The organism is Achromobacter sp. ACRQX (assembly GCF_022346505.1).
Taxonomy (GTDB): domain Bacteria; phylum Pseudomonadota; class Gammaproteobacteria; order Burkholderiales; family Burkholderiaceae_B; genus Achromobacter; species Achromobacter animicus.
This window is the reverse complement of record NZ_JAKRML010000009.1, coordinates 1-15,505: the sequence shown is the minus strand read 5'-3', so window position 1 is coordinate 15,505 and position 15,505 is coordinate 1. Positions and strand designations below refer to the sequence as shown.

The 15,505-nt window shown below is 67.6% G+C and carries 16 protein-coding genes; 3 read left to right on the top strand and 13 right to left on the bottom strand.

Annotated features, from left to right (window positions below; genetic code table 11):
• Positions 1-5: 5 nt before the first annotated feature.
• The 9 genes from MHZ91_RS10425 to MHZ91_RS10385 all read right to left on the bottom strand — a co-directional run bounded on the left by MHZ91_RS10425 (position 6) and on the right by MHZ91_RS10385 (position 8,857).
• Positions 6-506 carry a 3-isopropylmalate dehydratase gene (locus MHZ91_RS10425; protein ID WP_175138955.1) on the bottom strand — a complete coding sequence of 167 codons (501 nt, stop codon included), beginning with the start codon at positions 504-506 and terminating at the stop codon, positions 6-8.
• Positions 503-1,771 carry a 3-isopropylmalate dehydratase large subunit gene (locus MHZ91_RS10420; protein ID WP_239213544.1) on the bottom strand — a complete coding sequence of 423 codons (1,269 nt, stop codon included), beginning with the start codon at positions 1,769-1,771 and terminating at the stop codon, positions 503-505. The genes MHZ91_RS10425 and MHZ91_RS10420 overlap by 4 nt, the downstream gene beginning before the upstream one ends.
• A gap of 2 nt (positions 1,772-1,773) precedes the next feature.
• Complete coding sequence (locus tag MHZ91_RS10415; RefSeq protein WP_175126067.1) at positions 1,774-2,484, bottom strand: ABC transporter ATP-binding protein; 711 nt, start codon at positions 2,482-2,484, stop codon at positions 1,774-1,776.
• Positions 2,481-3,236, bottom strand: a complete 756-nt coding sequence (locus MHZ91_RS10410) for an ABC transporter ATP-binding protein (RefSeq protein WP_056570099.1) — start codon at positions 3,234-3,236, stop codon at positions 2,481-2,483. Before MHZ91_RS10410 ends, MHZ91_RS10415 begins: the two co-directional genes overlap by 4 nt.
• The gene (locus MHZ91_RS10405) at positions 3,229-4,200 is read right to left on the bottom strand and encodes a branched-chain amino acid ABC transporter permease (protein ID WP_175126066.1); all 972 of its coding nucleotides are present in this window, start codon (positions 4,198-4,200) and stop codon (positions 3,229-3,231) included. Before MHZ91_RS10405 ends, MHZ91_RS10410 begins: the two co-directional genes overlap by 8 nt.
• Positions 4,201-4,202: 2 nt before the next feature.
• Positions 4,203-5,075, bottom strand: a complete 873-nt coding sequence (locus tag MHZ91_RS10400) for a branched-chain amino acid ABC transporter permease (RefSeq protein WP_175138953.1) — start codon at positions 5,073-5,075, stop codon at positions 4,203-4,205.
• Positions 5,076-5,083: 8 nt separating this feature from the next.
• Positions 5,084-6,289, bottom strand: a complete 1,206-nt coding sequence (locus tag MHZ91_RS10395) for an ABC transporter substrate-binding protein (protein WP_239213543.1) — start codon at positions 6,287-6,289, stop codon at positions 5,084-5,086.
• 19 nt (positions 6,290-6,308) lie between these two features.
• Entirely contained in the window at positions 6,309-7,106 is a 798-nt protein-coding gene (locus MHZ91_RS10390; protein ID WP_175126063.1) for a GntR family transcriptional regulator, read from the bottom strand.
• A gap of 62 nt (positions 7,107-7,168) precedes the next feature.
• Positions 7,169-8,857 (bottom strand): diguanylate cyclase, encoded by a 1,689-nt coding sequence (locus MHZ91_RS10385; protein ID WP_239213542.1) that lies wholly within the window; start codon positions 8,855-8,857, stop codon positions 7,169-7,171.
• A 113-nt stretch (positions 8,858-8,970) separates the two neighbouring features.
• Between MHZ91_RS10385 and MHZ91_RS10380 the strand changes: the two genes are divergently transcribed.
• Positions 8,971-9,639, top strand: coding sequence for a hypothetical protein (locus tag MHZ91_RS10380; protein ID WP_239213540.1), 669 nt, complete (start codon positions 8,971-8,973; stop codon positions 9,637-9,639).
• Positions 9,632-10,756 carry a hypothetical protein gene (locus MHZ91_RS10375; protein WP_239213539.1) on the top strand — a complete coding sequence of 375 codons (1,125 nt, stop codon included), beginning with the start codon at positions 9,632-9,634 and terminating at the stop codon, positions 10,754-10,756. Before MHZ91_RS10380 ends, MHZ91_RS10375 begins: the two co-directional genes overlap by 8 nt.
• A 61-nt stretch (positions 10,757-10,817) precedes the next feature.
• Here the strand turns inward: MHZ91_RS10375 and MHZ91_RS10370 are convergent, their stop codons facing one another.
• The 4 genes from MHZ91_RS10370 to MHZ91_RS10355 all read right to left on the bottom strand — a co-directional run bounded on the left by MHZ91_RS10370 (position 10,818) and on the right by MHZ91_RS10355 (position 14,404).
• On the bottom strand, positions 10,818-12,371 hold the full coding sequence (locus tag MHZ91_RS10370) for a DHA2 family efflux MFS transporter permease subunit (protein ID WP_239213537.1): 1,554 nt from the start codon (positions 12,369-12,371) through the stop codon (positions 10,818-10,820).
• Positions 12,372-12,390: 19 nt separating this feature from the next.
• Positions 12,391-13,083, bottom strand: a complete 693-nt coding sequence (locus tag MHZ91_RS10365; RefSeq protein ID WP_239213536.1) for an SDR family oxidoreductase — start codon at positions 13,081-13,083, stop codon at positions 12,391-12,393.
• Between the two features lie 116 nt (positions 13,084-13,199).
• On the bottom strand, positions 13,200-13,793 hold the full coding sequence (locus MHZ91_RS10360) for a TetR/AcrR family transcriptional regulator (RefSeq protein WP_175185166.1): 594 nt from the start codon (positions 13,791-13,793) through the stop codon (positions 13,200-13,202).
• Positions 13,794-13,867: 74 nt separating this feature from the next.
• Positions 13,868-14,404, bottom strand: coding sequence for a YaeQ family protein (locus MHZ91_RS10355; RefSeq protein WP_056570589.1), 537 nt, complete (start codon positions 14,402-14,404; stop codon positions 13,868-13,870).
• A gap of 184 nt (positions 14,405-14,588) precedes the next feature.
• On the opposite strand from MHZ91_RS10355, the gene MHZ91_RS10350 reads away from it, so the two are divergent.
• Positions 14,589-15,242, top strand: coding sequence for a LysE family translocator (locus tag MHZ91_RS10350; RefSeq protein ID WP_239213535.1), 654 nt, complete (start codon positions 14,589-14,591; stop codon positions 15,240-15,242).
• Positions 15,243-15,505: the final 263 nt, after the last annotated feature.

The following is a 15,505-nucleotide window of genomic DNA, read 5'->3' as shown; positions in this document are numbered from 1 at the left end:
TGTTCCTAAGAGGTTTGACGCTGTTTCAGCAGATTCAGCAGTCCGCCGGCCTGCACCATGTCAAGCAGAAAGCCGGGCACGGTCTCGCAGTGCAATTCGGCGGGCGTGCCCCCGGGGCGTTGGATGCGGCCGGCGACGGGGTCGAACGTGATGCCCTCGCCCTCGGCCAGGGTCTCGGCCTGGCTGCACGTCAGCAGCAGCAGCCCGACGTTAAAAGCGTTGCGGAAATACAGCCCGTTGAAGGACGGCGCGATCACGGCAGCCACGCCCAGGCGCACCAGGGCGGCCGCGGCCTGCTCGCGCGACGAGCCGATGCCGAAGTTGGGGCCCGCCACCAGCACGTCGCCCGGCTGCACCTGCCCGGCAAAGTCCGGCCGGACGCGTTGCAGGCAGTGGCGCGCGATTTCGTCGATGCCGAATTTCATGTAGGCGCCCGGCGCCAGCGCATCGGTGTCGATGTCCGCGCCCACGCGCCAGACGCGGTGCGTCGTGGTGTCTGCATTCATGCCAGGAACTCCCGGGGGTCGGCCACGCGCCCCGCCACGGCCGAGGCCGCCACCGTGTAGGGCGAGGCGAGGTAGACCTGCGCGGTCTCCGACCCCATGCGCCCCTTGAAATTGCGCGCGGTGGTGGCGATGACGCTGGCGCCGTCCGGAATGGACCCGCCATAGCCCGCACAGGCGCCGCACGACGTGGCCAACACCTGGGCGCCGGCGTCGCGCAGCACCTGCATGACGCCTTCGCGGTCGGCCTGATCCTGGTCCTGCCGGCTGGCCGGCGCGACCATCAGCTGCATGCCGTCCGCCAGACGGCGGCCGCGCAGGACGGTGGCCGCGGCGCGCAGGTCTTCCAGCTTGGCGCCGGTGCATGCGCCGATGTAGGCCACCTGCACCGGCACGTCGCTATAGGTGTCCACGCCGCGCGCGTTGGCCGGGCTGTGCGGCGCGGCAACCTGCGGGGCCAGCGCGGCGGCATCGAACTCGTGCCACTCGGCACCGGCGTCGCGGTCGCTCTGCCAGCGGGCCAGATCCAGTTCCTCGGTCACGCCCGCCTCCCGCAGCCAGGCTGCGGTGGTCTCGTCCGGCGCGATGAGCCCCACTTGCGAACCCAGTTCCGCGCTCATGTTCGACAGCGTCATGCGCTCCTGCATGGACAGCGCGCGAACGGCCTCGCCGCAGAACTCCACCGCCTGGTAGCGTCCGCCGTTCATGCCGTAGCGGCCGATCATGTGCAGCATCATGTCCTTGGCCGTGACGCCGGCGGCCAGCCGGCCGCGCCAATGCATCATCAGGGTCTTGGGCACCTTGACCCAGATCTGGCCGGTGACCGCCACGCCCAGCATCTCGGTGCTGCCGATGCCGAACATGTAGGCCCCGAACGCGCCGCCGGTGGGCGAATGCGAATCGCCGCCCACGCAGAACATGCCGGGCCGGATGTGTCCGTGCTGCGGCACCACCACGTGGCAGATGCCGACGGAGTCATACACGTTGGGCAGTTGCTGCTCCGCGGCCCAGTCGCGTGCAATGCGCACGATGCGGCGCGATTCGTCATCGGATTCCGGCACGTAGTGATCAATGACCAGCACGATCCGCGACGGGTCCCACAGCGTGGCGCCCAGCTCTTCCAGCATGGGCTTCAAGCGCCGCGGACCGCTGGAATCGTGGAACATCGCCAGATCAACCGCACAGGTCACGATTTCGCCCTCGGCCACCGTCTCACGCCCGCAGGCGGCGGCGATCAGCTTCTGGGCCAGGGTTTGAGGCTGGGCCATGATTACATCCCCAGATAGGCGCGGCGCACGTCGTCGCTGGCCAGCAGGTCGGGACAGCTGCCGCTGTACCGCACGGCGCCGTTTTCCAGCACATAGGCCCGCTGTCCCGTTTCCAGGGACTGACCCACGTTCTGCTCGACCAGCAGAATCGCCAGTCCGTCGCCGTGCAACCGCTTGATGAGGCCGAACAATTCCTCGACCATCAGCGGCGACAGGCCAAGCGAGGGTTCGTCGAGGATCAACAGGCGCGGCTCGGCCATGAGGCCGCGGCCGATTGCCAGCATTTGTTGTTCCCCGCCCGACATCGTGCCGGCCAACTGGTCCAGGCGCTCCCGCAGGCGCGGGAAAATGTCGAGAACCTTGTCCAGATTCTGCGCGCGGCGCTCGCGCGCCCGGGTGAAGGAGCCCAACTCCAGGTTTTCGCGCACGCTCAGGTTCGGAAAAACGCGGCGGCCTTCGGGCACCTGGATCAGGCCGGCCTGCACCACCTGCCGGTAGTGGCGGCCGGTCAGATCCTGGCCTTCGAAGCGCACCGTACCGCCCCACGGCCTGCACAGGCCGCATACCGTGTTGTTCAGCGTGGATTTGCCCGCGCCGTTGCTGCCCAGCAGCACCACGATCTCGCCGGCCTGCACGTCCAGGTCCACGCCGCGCAGCACCTCCATGCGACCGTAGCCCGCCCGCAGGCCCTTGACCTCCAGCAGCGCGCTCATGCCGGGGCTCCCTGCGCGGCCAGACGGGCCGCCGCGCCGTGGCCCAGATAGGCCTCGACCACCTTGGGATCGCGTGTGACCTCGCCGGGTGTGCCCGCCGCGATCAACCGGCCCTGCGCCAGCACCCACACGTGCTCGGCCAGGCTCATCACGGCGCGCATCACGTGTTCGATCATCAATACGGTGACGCCATCGTCCACCAGTTTCTTCACCACCGGAATCATCTCGTCGATCTCACTGGGATTCAGGCCCGCCAGCACCTCGTCCAGCAGCAAGAGGCGCGGCCGGGTGGCCAGCGCGCGCGCCAGTTCCAGGCGCTTGCGTCCGGCCACCGTCAGGTCGGCCGCCGGCTTGTCCAGCGAGGCCTGCAGGTTGACGCGCGCGGCCACGGCCTCGGCCGCGGCCAGCGCCTCGTCGCGATCCGCCAGACGCAGGTGGGCGCCCACGGCAATGTTCTGGCGCACCGTCTGCGCGCCGAACGGCTGCACGATCTGGAAGGTGCGGGTCAGGCCAAGCCGCGCGGATTCGTGCGGCGCCTGGCCCGTGATGTCCTGCCCGGCAAAGTGCACGGAACCGGAACCGGGTTTCAGAAAGCCCGACAGCAGGCCGAACAGCGTGGTCTTGCCCGCGCCGTTGGGGCCGACCAGCGCGGTGAGCGAACCCTGCGGCACGTCCAGACTGACGTCCTGCACGGCCTTCAGGCCGCCGAAGGTGATGGAGAGGTTGCGCGCTTGCAGCAGGATCTCAGACACGGGCGCGCTCCTTCATTTTGAACAGGCGGCCCAGCGACTGACCGCCGCCGGTAATGCCGCGCGGCATGAACATCACGATGAGGATCAGCACCACGCCGTAGATGACCATGCTGATGCCCGGCAGCTCGCCGAACAGGTTGCGGGTCAGGTCGGCCAGCGCATGCAGCGTCACCGCGCCCAGCAATGGGCCCCACAGCGTGCCCATGCCCCCGACGATGGCGCCGACCAGCGCCTCCACCGACACGGCCGAGCCGAACGCGATGCCCGGATCGATGTATTGGAAAACCTGCACATAGAAGGCGCCCGCGACACTCATGAAGGCGGCGGACAGCGCGATGCCGCCCAGCTTCACGCGCAGCGGGTTCACGCCGATGGCGCGCGCCGCGTCCTCGTTGTCGCGCACGGCCTGCAAGTAGGCCCCGAAGCGCGAATGGCGCAGCCACGCGGTCACCAGCAGCGCCAGCAGCACGAAGGCGAGCAGCAGATAGATGTAGCCGCGGCGCGAACCGAACTGCATGTTGGCCACGCCTTCCTGCAGCGGCACCATCAGTCCCACGCCGCCGCCCGTGAACGACGCCGACAGCGCCAGAATGCGGAAGACTTCAGCGAATGCCAGCGTGACCAGCGCGAAGTACGAGCCCTTCAGCCCGTAACGGAACGTCAGCCCGCCCACCGCCACGCCGACCAGCGCGCCCAGCGCGATGGCCCCGGGCAGCACCAGCCACGGATTCAGGCCCAGGTTGAGCTGGCCCAGCGCCTGCGCATACGCGCCGACACCGAAGAACAGCGCATGGCCGAACGACAACTGACCGCCATACCCGCCCAGAATGTTCCAGGCCTGCGACAGCAGGGCCGCGTACAGCGACATCATCACGAACGTCAGCAGCACGCCCGACTGGGACAGCGCGGCCACGGCCACCAGCACCACCCCGAACAGCGCGATTGCGCAAAGATCCCGTTTCATCGTCAGCCCCTCGCCCCGAACAGCCCCTGCGGGCGAAACAGCAGCACCGCGATGAAGATCGCGAAGATGCCCATCTGGCCCAGCGAGTCGCCCAGGAACAGGCCTCCGATGGACTCCACCACGCCGATCAGCAGTCCGCCCACCAGCGCCCCCACGAAACTGCCCATGCCGCCCAGCACCACGATGGTGAAGGCGACCAGCACGAAACCGCTGCCCACCTGCGGATTGACGTAGTACGCGGGCAAGAGGAAACACGCCGCCGCGCCCAGGCACGCCATGCCGATGCCGAACGACAGGGCGTAGACCTTTTCAACGTCGATGCCCATGAGCTTGGCGCCCTGCTTTTCCCGGGCGACGGCGCGGATCGCGCGGCCCAGGTCGGTGCTGCGGATGATCCAGAACAGCACCGCCGCCACCGCCAGCGCGCCGCAGAACGCGATGACCTTGGGCAGCGCAATCATGGCCGGGCCGATCTCTACCGTGGACAGCGTGTACGCCGTGTCGATGCTGCGCGTGTCGGACTTGAACCAGACCAGCGCCAGGTTCTCCAGCACGATCGCCAGGCCCAGCGTGACCAGCAGGATGTTCTCGTCCTTGCCGTGGCTCGCGCGATTGATGACGAGGCGCTGCAAGGCGTAGCCCAGCACGAACATGCCGGCCACCACCAGCGGCAAGGCGGCGTAGGGGTCGATGCCCAGCCGGTCCTTGAGCAGGTAGACGGCGTACAGCGCCACCATGAGCGCCGCGCCGTGGGCGAAGTTGATGATGTGCAGCACCCCGTAGATCAGGGTCAGGCCCAGCGCGATGAGCGCGTAGACCGCGCCCGTCGTCAGGCCGTTCAGCACCGAGGAAAAGAGGATGGCGGGATCGAGCATGGGTCTGGTCAGGCCTTCAGCGGAAACACGGCGTCGGCCTGGCGGTATTCGGCCGGGAAGATCACCTTGATGTCGCCCCCGATCACCTGCGTCAGCAGCGGCTGCGCGCCGGTGTTCTGGCCGTTGACGAACTTGGTTGGGCCGTAGGGCATCAGGTTGTCCTGGAAGGAGCTGGCCGCCAGCGCCTCGATGATCGCGGCGCGGTCGGCGGACTTGGCGCGTTCCAGCGCGTCGGCCAGCAGCAGCATCGCGGTGTAGGTCATGAAGACCTCGTAGCTGAAGTACGCGCCCTTCTCTTCCACGCGAGCCTTCAGCGGCGCAACGCGCGCGTCCTTGGGGTTGAACCAGTGGTTGCAGTCGATGATGCCGTTGGCGATGTCCGGGAATTCCTTCAGGAACTTGTAGCTGGATGCCGCCCCGCCCAGCACGGAGTAGATGGCCTTGGGCTGCACCTTCTGCTGCTTCATCGCGCGCAGCAGCAAGGCGTATTCGTTGTAGTAGTTGGCCGGAATCACGATGTCCGGGTTCACCGACCGCATGCGCAGCACGATGTTGTTGAAGTCGCGCGTCGGGTTCGGATGCTTGACGATCTCTTTGACCTCGAAACCGTGCTGCGGCAGCGACTTGGCCAGCAGCGCCGCCGTGCCCGTGCCGAACAGCGAGTCTTCGTGCACGATCATGACGGTCTTGGCCGGCTTGCCGGCGGCGTCGTTCAGCGCGGCCAGGTCCAGGATGGCGCGTTCGCTACAGGCGCGATAACCCGGTCCGAAACGGAACGTGTTCTTCAGGCCGCGCTCGACAATCTGGTCGGCCACGCCCACGTCCACCACGTGCGGCAGGTTGTACTTGGCGGCCGTCTGCGTCGTCGCCAGACAGATCGCCGAGGCATACGCGCCCACGATGGCCGACACGCCCGCCTCGTTCATCTTTTCCACTTCGGCCGAACCTGCCTCGGGCCGCGACTGCGCATCGCCCAGCACTGCCTGCAGCGGCGCGCCGCCCAGCGACTTGATGCCGCCCGCCTTGTTGATGTCCTCGATGGCCAGCAGCGCGCCCAGGCGGCATTGCTGGCCCGAATACGCCAGCGCACCGGTCACCGGATGCAGCACGCCGACCTTGATGGGCGTGGCGCCCTGCGACCGGGCCACCCACGGGGCGGATACGAGGGCCGCGGCGGCGGCGGATTGGTAGAGGAAAGTGCGGCGCGAATTCATGGGCGAATCTCCGAAGGGTTCAATGGAATTGGGCCGACAGTTCTTCGCTGACCCAGACCTTGGCGTCGATGCTGCCGACGCGCGATAGCTGCAACTGATATTGGTAGCGATCGGGCCGGTACAGGCCCTGCAGCAATTGCACGGGCCGGTCGCCGACATCGCGCACCAGGCGCGTGACGGCCAGCAAGGCCGAGCCCACCGACACGTCCAGATGGCGCGCGACCTGCGCATCTGCCAGGCGTGCGGAAATGGTCTGCGTGGCGCCGCCGAACTCCACGCCGGCCGCTTCCAGCAGCATCAGCAGCGGCTCGCGCTCGAGGTCTTCACGCGTGAAATCGGCCACGGACTGCGGCACGTAGGTGGTGATGTGGGACAGCGGCCCCGCGTCGGTACTGCGCACCCGCAGGCTCTTGTGCACGGGCGTGCCGGACGGAATGTGCAGCGCCTCGGCCACCGTGGGCGGCGCAAACACCAGCGTGCTGTCCAGCACCTGCACGGACGTGCGCAGGCCCATGTTGACGATGTTTTCCAGAAGGCCGGTCAGGTGCGCCTTCTGTTGCGCGCTGGGGGCCGCCGCGGCGTGGGCGCTGGGTGCGCCGCGCAGGGGCCAGGTGCCCAGGCCGGGCCGGCGCGTCACCAACCCGTCCGCGACCAGCATCTCCATTGCCTTGCGGATGGTGATGCGCGCCACGTCGAACTGGTCCGCCAGCGCATGCTCTCCGGGCACGCCATCCTGATCGAACCGCCCCTCCTGCAATTGCTCGCGCAGGACGAGATAGATCTGGTGGTACTTCGGAAGTGGTAATGAGGTTCCCATGACGGGAACTCTAGGGGTGTCCTAATGTACGGTCAATGGAACAAATGGCTGGACGGGTTGTTCTATCGGGAAAACACCGACTCGATCCGATTGCGTCCCCGCTGCTTGGCGTAATACAGCGCGCGGTCGCTGCGGCTGAGCGCCAGCTCGGCGTCGTCGTCCTTGGTGTGGAGGGCGGAAATACCGATGCTGACGGTCAGCGGAATGTGCCGCCCTTCCGACAGATAGGGCGTATCGGCGATGCGGCGCTGCACGTTGCGGGCAAAGACGCGGGCGCGTTCGATGTCGGTATCGGGCAGCATAACGGCGAATTCTTCTCCGCCGATGCGCCCCACCAGGTCGATCTCGCGCAACTGCGTGCGCAGCATGCTCGCAAAATGCTGCAGCACACCATCGCCGATGGCGTGGCCCCAGGTGTCGTTGATGTGCTTGAAATGATCCAGGTCGCACATCAGTACGGCCGATCCCAGCCCGCCGTGACCCTTGATCCGCGCCAGCTCCGCGGCGATGCGCGACATGAAATGGCGGCGGTTGGGCAGGGTTGTCAGCGCGTCGGTCGCGGCCAGCTCGCGCAGTTCGAGCTCGGCCCGCTTGCGGTCGGTGATGTCGGTGACGAAGCCGTGCCAGACCACGCCGCTGTCTGCGTCCCGCCTAGGACTCGCGTCGCCCTGCCGCCAGCGCACGCCCTGCAGCGGCAGGCACACGCGGAACTCCACATGCCAGGGGGATCGCGCCGCCGCCGCGGCCTGCAGGGATGCGCGGTAGACAGGCAAGTCTTCCGGATGGATCCGCTGTTCGACTGCGGTCGTGCTGGCCCGCACGTCGTCTGCGGTGAGTTCGAACATGTCCCAGATGCCCGCGCTGACGTACGAGAAACGTGATCCGCCCTCGGGCAATGGCCGGCATTGAAAGACCAGACCGGGCACCGCGTCGGTCAGGTTGACGACTAGGTCTGCCGTGCGCTGGAGCCTTTCGGACATGGCGCGCACGGCGCTGATGTCGGTCGTGGTGCCCATCATGCGCAGCGCCCTGCCCGATTCGTCGCGGCTGACCACCTTGCCGCGGCTGCAGATCCATTTGTAGCTGCCATCCTTGCACCGGATGCGGTGTTCGACTTCGTAGCTGTCGGTCTTGCCGTCGAAGTGATCCTGCATCGCGGCCCGCACATAGACCAGGTCGTCCGGGTGCAAGCGGGTATAGGCGTCCTCGATGCGTGTGGTGAGTTCGGATTCGCCATAGCCCAGCAAAGCCTTCCAGCCGGGCGAATAAGTGATCTCCCCGGTCACCACATTGCGGTCCCACACCCCCGTACCGCTGCCCGCGATAGCCAGCGACAGCTTGCGGGCCTCATCGCGCCAGGTGTCTTCGTCGGCGCGTTCGCACGCCAGCGCGTGGCGCTTTTCGACGGCCGTGGCCGCCAGGCTGGCGAGGTCCTGCAAAGCCTTGCGGTCTTCATCTGAGAATTCGCGCGCCTGCCCGTGCCCGAGACGGAAGACGCCGAGGAGGCGCCCATCTGCGGCGCGCACCGGAAGTTCGAACGACCACGAACTTCGGGCACCGGCGCAGGCCGGGCCGGCTGCCGCCTGCCACACGCCATCCGCATCGGTGCAAACAATGGCGGCCAAATCCACGTCAAACATGCGGCAGGCCAGGCGCGCCAGCTTGTCCAGCGGGCCGTCCGGATCGCGCTGCGCGACGCCGGCGGCATCGACCGGCGATGGGGTTGGGGACACATCACCGGTAGCGGGCATGTCAGAACCTGATCAATACGACATTCATCGGTACAGCCTGGCGCAACGTGGCTGACATTCTGTCACGGTTCGCACCAAAAATGCATCATTTCGGCAGATATGATCGCGGGCCTATGAGACCCCTTATTTCCGTAACGTTGCCGTGCTGGCGGCCTCGCTGGAAGGCCGCGCTGACGTATCCGCTATGGCTTGCCGCCGCAGCGGCGCTGATGGCTTTCCAGTCCGCCATCGCGGCTGCGCAGCCCTTCGAACGCCACGCGGAAAACGTGCGCTACCAGCAATGGCTGAGCGATTTCCGGGAAGATCTGCGCCGGCTGCGGCCATCGGCCGGTGGGCAGCCGGGGGACATCGACGCCCTGTTTGCCGGAACGGTCGTGCCCGGCTCGCGCGCCGCGGCGTTGCTGGAAAAACTGGCGGCAGCCCAGCCGGGCGGGAGATCCGGCGAAATCCATTTCATGGGCATCCGGCGCGTCTTCCTGGCCGCGCTGTCCGACGCCGTCGTGGCGGGCGACGGCGGGATCTATCCCGAAACGCAACCGGCGTTTCAGCACCCTGCGCTACGCGTACGGTACGTACATGTGGACGGTGGCGGGCGTCTGGAACGCTACTTCAACGACCCCGAGGTCTTCAAGCCCTACCGGCTGCCGGCACCGGGCGTTTTCGCCCGCAACGCGTATCCGTTCCTGCTGTTCGAGGAACGCGATGGAAAACTACGCCTGGGCGGCGTATCCAAGGAATTCTGGGATCTCGTGACGTTCATGGACGCGCTGCAATATGCGTGATCGTCTTGGCCGCATCGCATTTGGCGCTACGTTGGCCTCGGCCTCGGTCATGCACGCCGGCCCGGCCCTGGCGGCCTGCGGTCCTGCGGACGCGGCGTTTTCCGTGTCCGGCGCTTTGACCGCGGTTCGCGTTTCCGTCGATGTGACGCAATCGCGCGTCCTGCTGGGCCGCCAGGGCGAACGCGTCGCCACGCAGCCGCAACCGGTCTGGCTGACCGCTTCCGGCGATCCGCACCCGCGCACCTGGATGGACAAGGTGGACTGGACCGCCTATCGCGTGGGCGACGGCGAGGGTGCGGCCCACGCGCAACTGCTTTTCGACGCCGACGGCCGGCTTTGCCGGGTCCAGCACCTGGACCCGCGGGCTTTGGGGACGCCGACGGTATCCGGCGGCCATGCGTTCGAGTACGGCGCTGACGGGTCCCTGTTGCGCGTGGCCGAGTACACGCGCACGCAGGGCGCGGCCTACACGCTCGTCGGCCAGGTCTGCCTGCGGCGCGATGCGCACGGCGCGCTGCAGGCATTTATCGCCGGGCCCTGCAACGAGGCGTTGGACGCGGCCCCCGGGCGGCGCTACGTGCGCGATGCAGCCGGCAGGCTGCTGCGTGTCATCGACGCCGCCGCCAACGAATCCGTCGCGGTGCAAACCTACGATGAACAAGGCCGGCCCGCCGCGCGCTATGTGCGGCGGCAGTCTCCATTCACGTCGCCGGATGGCCACGACGATCCCGGGGCGTATGCGGAACCCGTGGCCCTGCGGGACCGTCTGCACGTGATCGAGCGCGACGCGCTGTCGCGGTTGTCGACCGACGTGGCCGGCAGTGCATGGCGCATCGTGCGCCTTCAGGAAGACATCGCTTTGGACGACGATGACATGGTGTCTTGGGATCCAGGCAGCCAGACGGTGCTGGCCGAGGGCGTGACCGGCGACCGGGGTCAATGTGCGCTCGATCCCGCCGCGCAGCAAAAGGTCTGGAAGGCCATGCAGGACGAGCCCGGGCGGATTCTCTGGTACACCGACCCGATGAGCCGGCTGGTCCTGGTGCCGGCCGTGCCGGCCGCGACGTGGCGGGCATGCACGGACCCCGCGAACGTGTCGCGGGACGCCTGCCTGTAAACCGCAGGCGCGGAGCGTCCGTCACGGAACGCTGGCCGCGCCTGCCTGGCTCCATCGCGTGTTACGCGGTCCTGGGCCGGGTATCCACCGGCAGGCACAGCAGCGCCGTCAACAGCGCCAGCCCCACGTGCGCGGTGTAGATCGGCGAGAAATCCGCGTGACTGGCGACGCCGTGCCCCAGCAGCAGCACCGTGATCGCCACGCCCAGCACGCCGCCCACCTGGCGCGTCGCCTGGTTCACCGCGCTGCCCACCGCGTAATGCTGCGCCGGCAGCCGGTTCACCGCCGCCCCCGACAGCGACGGCAGCACCATGCCCACGCCGATGCCGCTCAGCAGCAGACCGGGCAGCCATTCAGTCAGATAGGCGGGCTCCGCGCCCGGCACCAGAAGAAACCACAGCCCGCTTGCCGCGTACACCAGCGCGCCGCCCACCAGAAAGGGCCGATGCCCCATCCGCGCCGCCAGCCGGCCGGTGATGATCGCCGTCGGCATCACGAGCAGCGGACCCGGCGTTACCGCCAGCCCGGCGCGCGGCAGGCTGTAATGCCACACGCCCGTCATGTAGAAGAAGAACGCGAAGAACATCATGGCAAAGGCAATGCCGAAGCTCAGCGTCGCCAGGTTCACGTAGCGGTACGTCCGGTGCTTGAACAGCGCCAGATCCACAAGCGGATGCGGCGTCACGCGCGCCCAGGCCACAAAGGCGATCAGCGCCATCACGCCCACCGCCGCCGCGATCGCCAGTTCGCTGCGCTGCCACGTCGGCGATTCCGACTGCACGATGGCCAGGGCCACTGCCCCCACGCCCACCATCAGCAGCGCCATGCCCACGCCGTCCACCCGGCGGCGCGCGTCCGGTTTCACCGACTCCTTCAGCATCCCCGCGCCGAACCACAGCGACACCGCGCCCAGCGGCAGGTTGATGTAGAACGCCCATGGCCAACCCGCCACATCCACCACGAACGCGCCCAGGCTGGGACCCACCGCCGCCGCCAATCCGCCCACCGCGCCCCACAGGCTGACCGCGACCGACCGCTTCGACGCCGGAAAGGCTGCCAACACGATCGACAGCGACGCCGGCGTCAAGAGTGCCGCGCCCACCGCCTGCAGCACCCGCGCGGCGATCAGCCACTGTTCCGTCGCCGCCAGCCCGCAAGCCGCCGACGCCGCCAGAAACAGCAGCACCCCGCCCATGAACATGCGCTTGCGGCCATGCGTGTCTGCCAGTCCGCCCGACGGGATCAGCATGGCGGCAAAGACCACCGTGTAGGCATTGAGCACCCAGGACATGTCCGCGGCTGAGGCCGTCGGGAATCCTTCGCGCAGCGCGCCGAACGCCGCGAACAGCATCGTGCTGTCCAGCGACACCAGGAAGACGGCGATGCTGGCGATCCAGAAAATGGGCCAGGGGGATGCGTGCGGGGCGCTGGCGGCGTGCCCGGGCGCGGCCGCCGGGCCGGGGCCGGTTGCGGCGTGGCCGGACGCGGTCGCCGGGACGGGGCCGGTTGCGGCAGCCGCGCCGGCGTTAACGGCGTCAGCTCGCAAGGCTGCACCGCCCAATGCGGCGCCCGAGCCTGCTTCGGAAGCGCCGGCTGATGTGGAGTTGTTACGCATGTCGGCCTGGCCCTCGCGCTTACAGATAGACCGCCGGGGTGGCGGTCAGCCCCTGCTTGACCTGGCGGGTCCGCTCGTCGGCCAGCACTTCCTGCTCGCCGGCTTCCAGCGCATCAAACGCCTGGCTCACGATGGCCTGCGGCGTGGACTTGGGGGCATCGATGCCCTTGGTCAGGTCGGTGTCCACGAACCCCATGTGCAGTCCAAGCACCTGCGTGTTCTGGCCCCGCAGCTCTTGGCGCAGCCCGTTCGTCAGCGCCCAGGCTGCGGACTTGCTCATCCCGTACACCCCCAGCACCGGGTTGTTCACCCAGCTCGCGATCGACAGGACATTCAGGATCGCCCCGCCGCCATTCGCGGCCAGCGCCGGAGCAAACACCTGCGACACCAGCATCGGCCCAAACAGATTCACGTCCAGATGCCGGCGTGCCGACTCCACGCTGCCCTGCGTCAGAAATCCGCCAAAGTCCGCGATACCCGCGTTGTTGATCACCAGCGTCACGTCCTTCGCCAACTCCGCAGCAGCCGCCACGTCTTGCGCGCGCGTCACGTCCAGCTTGACCGGCACCACGCCTTCCAGCGTGATCGAAGACGGATCACGCGCGGCGGCGTACACCTTGCGGGCCCCGCGGGCCAGCGCCTCGCGGGCAAAAGTCAGACCCAGGCCGCGATTGGCCCCGGTGATGAAAACAACGGCGTTCTTGAGTTCCATGATCGGTATTCCTAAAAGTGATGTGTGGGTATGAGCCAGCGTCGGCACGACTAAATATGATGACCATCATATTTAAGGACAGCAAAATGGCCGCGCAACGCGGCCAGAAAAATCATTCAGTGGGAGACTGCGGCGCCCTCGTGGTCGTACTGCGCCAGAACGGCGTGGCGGGCAGACGCCAGGACTGCGCGTCCGCTCGGGTTATCGCCCAACGCCCGGGCCAGCTGCAATGCGCCCACCAACGTGCTGAGCACCGCCGCCGCCGCGTGTTCACCCGCCTGAGCCGGCAGCACCTGTTGCACCGCTTCCAGCAACCGCTGCACCCGGCCGGCGGCCGCCTCGCGCACGTCGTCCGACTGGCGGGGAATCTCTGACGCCAACGCCGCCACCGGGCACCCCCGTTCGCAGCCGGTCAGATGCGCATCACTGAGATAGGCTTCCACCCAGGCGCGCAACGGACTGGCGCCCTCGGCGCGGCGCCGCGCCATGCTCTGAGACAACCGCGCCGCGCCATCCTGCCCCGCACGCTCCATCGCCGCCGCCAGCAACGCGTCGCGCGACGGGAAATGCGCATAGAAGCCGCCGTGCGTCAGCCCGGCTTCTTTCATGACGTCCGCGACGCCCACCCCCGAATACCCCGCGCGCCGGATTGCGCGGGCCGCTGCATCAACAATGCGTTCGTGGGATTGTTCCTTGCGGGAGGCGGACATGATCGCAACACCGAAATATGATGATCGTCATATTACGCTCGCAATATTCCAGCTTGCAAGCCCCGGCCCCGTTTTCAGCGCCAAGCTTCCGGCTCGATGGTCACTTCGCCCTTTTCCGCCGAGAAATACACCACGCCGTCCGAGATATTGGCGTTCAGCTGCATCGTGCGCTCGGCCAGCTTGCCCAACGCCTTCGACTGCTCCGAAGGCAGATTCACCACCTTCAGATTGCGCGTGCGCTCCAGCTTATTGCGCACCCCGTCCCACCAGATCTTGCTGGCCGACCCGCCATAGCAATACACGATCACCTCATCGGCGCGGCCACAGGCACGCAGAATCCGGCGCTCTTCAGGCTGGCCCACTTCGATCCACAGCTTGATCTCCCCGGTCAGATCCTTCACCCAAAGATCCGGCTCGTCGGTATCGCTCAGCCCCTTCGTGAACGCCAGTTCCTCCTGCGCGTGCATCGCAAACGCCAAGAGCCGCACCATCATGCGCTCGTCCGTCTCGGACGGATGACGCGCCACGGTAAGCCCGTGGCTGCCGTAATAGTGGCGATCGGTATCGGCGACGTTCAGGTCGGCCTTGTAGATGGTGGCGCGCAGGGCCATGGCGTAAGTCCGTTCAAAAGCGAATTGCAGGAAGGCCGCCATGATAACCGGGCGGTGCGGGCGTCAAGGCGGCTGTGCCGAGTCGGCATCCCCCCGACCTCATCGCAGTCAGGCGCCGCGACCGGCGTTACACTTGCCGGGCGCCCGCAACCCCAGCCGGCAACGCCCTCAAGACCCGCCCGCCATGACCGCCACAGCCGCCCTCCTAGCCTTCACCCTGGCCGCCGCCATCCTGACCATCACCCCCGGCCTGGACAACGCCCTGGTGCTGCGCACCGCCGCCGTCGAAGGCAGCCGCCGCGCGCTCATGGCCGGATTGGGCATCAGCGCCGGCTGCCTGCTATGGGGCGCCATCGCGGCATTCGGCCTCGGCTCGCTGCTGGCCGTGTCCACGTTGGCTTACGACACCTTGCGCATCTGCGCTGCGATCTACCTGTTCTATCTGGGCGTCAAGCTGCTGTGGAGCACGCGTTCCCGCCGAAAGACCGCGACGGCGTCGCCCTCCGGCATCCTGGCCACCCCCGCCCGCCCCAGCACATCCGCCACCGGCTGGTTCGTGCGCGGCTGCCTTACCAACGCGCTGAACCCCAAGGTCGGTGTGTTCTACATCACGTTCCTGCCGCAATTCATCCCCGCTGGCGCCGACGTCCTTCGCTTCAGCCTGCTGCTCGCCACGGTCCACGCGATCGTCGGCATGCTGTGGTTCGTCCTTCTGGTAGCCGCCACCCGGCCTCTGGCGCGCTGGCTTTCCCGCCCCTCAGTCACTTGCGGCCTGGACCGTGTGACCGGGGCGGTGTTTATTGCGTTCGGGTTAAGGTTGGCGCTGGAAAAGCGCTGATTCAAAGGCTTGAAGCGACGCTGGCGCTTCGATGGGTGTCAGACACCCAGGCAGGCCGGCTGCAATATCACGCCCATCTCGTAGGGATGTCAGACACCTGACGGCGGCGCGGGCGCGCTCAGGCGTCTAACGACACCCCCCCCGCCACCAGCGCGCAGCGTCATCACCACGACGCAAGACACCCCAACGCCAAATAAGGCCGCCCGCGCGGCCGATTTTGGCGGCCCCGCAAGACCTTCGCCCCACCCCGCCCGAGGCAAAAA

Bases quoted from the DNA above. Each gene is read 5' to 3' on its own strand.
- MHZ91_RS10380 (WP_239213540.1), top strand. From the start codon at position 8,971: ATGAGACCCCTTATTTCCGTAACGTTGCCGTGCTGGCGGCCTCGCTGG.
- MHZ91_RS10370 (WP_239213537.1), bottom strand. From the start codon at position 12,371: ATGCGTAACAACTCCACATCAGCCGGCGCTTCCGAAGCAGGCTCGGGC.
- MHZ91_RS10415 (WP_175126067.1), bottom strand. From the start codon at position 2,484: ATGAGCGCGCTGCTGGAGGTCAAGGGCCTGCGGGCGGGCTACGGTCGC.
- MHZ91_RS10375 (WP_239213539.1), top strand. From the start codon at position 9,632: ATGCGTGATCGTCTTGGCCGCATCGCATTTGGCGCTACGTTGGCCTCG.
- MHZ91_RS10400 (WP_175138953.1), bottom strand. From the start codon at position 5,075: ATGCTCGATCCCGCCATCCTCTTTTCCTCGGTGCTGAACGGCCTGACG.
- MHZ91_RS10420 (WP_239213544.1), bottom strand. From the start codon at position 1,771: ATGGCCCAGCCTCAAACCCTGGCCCAGAAGCTGATCGCCGCCGCCTGC.
- MHZ91_RS10405 (WP_175126066.1), bottom strand. From the start codon at position 4,200: ATGAAACGGGATCTTTGCGCAATCGCGCTGTTCGGGGTGGTGCTGGTG.
- MHZ91_RS10425 (WP_175138955.1), bottom strand. From the start codon at position 506: ATGAATGCAGACACCACGACGCACCGCGTCTGGCGCGTGGGCGCGGAC.
- MHZ91_RS10385 (WP_239213542.1), bottom strand. From the start codon at position 8,857: ATGCCCGCTACCGGTGATGTGTCCCCAACCCCATCGCCGGTCGATGCC.
- MHZ91_RS10395 (WP_239213543.1), bottom strand. From the start codon at position 6,289: ATGAATTCGCGCCGCACTTTCCTCTACCAATCCGCCGCCGCCGCGGCC.
- MHZ91_RS10390 (WP_175126063.1), bottom strand. From the start codon at position 7,106: ATGGGAACCTCATTACCACTTCCGAAGTACCACCAGATCTATCTCGTC.
- MHZ91_RS10350 (WP_239213535.1), top strand. From the start codon at position 14,589: ATGACCGCCACAGCCGCCCTCCTAGCCTTCACCCTGGCCGCCGCCATC.
- MHZ91_RS10360 (WP_175185166.1), bottom strand. From the start codon at position 13,793: ATGTCCGCCTCCCGCAAGGAACAATCCCACGAACGCATTGTTGATGCA.
- MHZ91_RS10355 (WP_056570589.1), bottom strand. From the start codon at position 14,404: ATGGCCCTGCGCGCCACCATCTACAAGGCCGACCTGAACGTCGCCGAT.
- MHZ91_RS10365 (WP_239213536.1), bottom strand. From the start codon at position 13,083: ATGGAACTCAAGAACGCCGTTGTTTTCATCACCGGGGCCAATCGCGGC.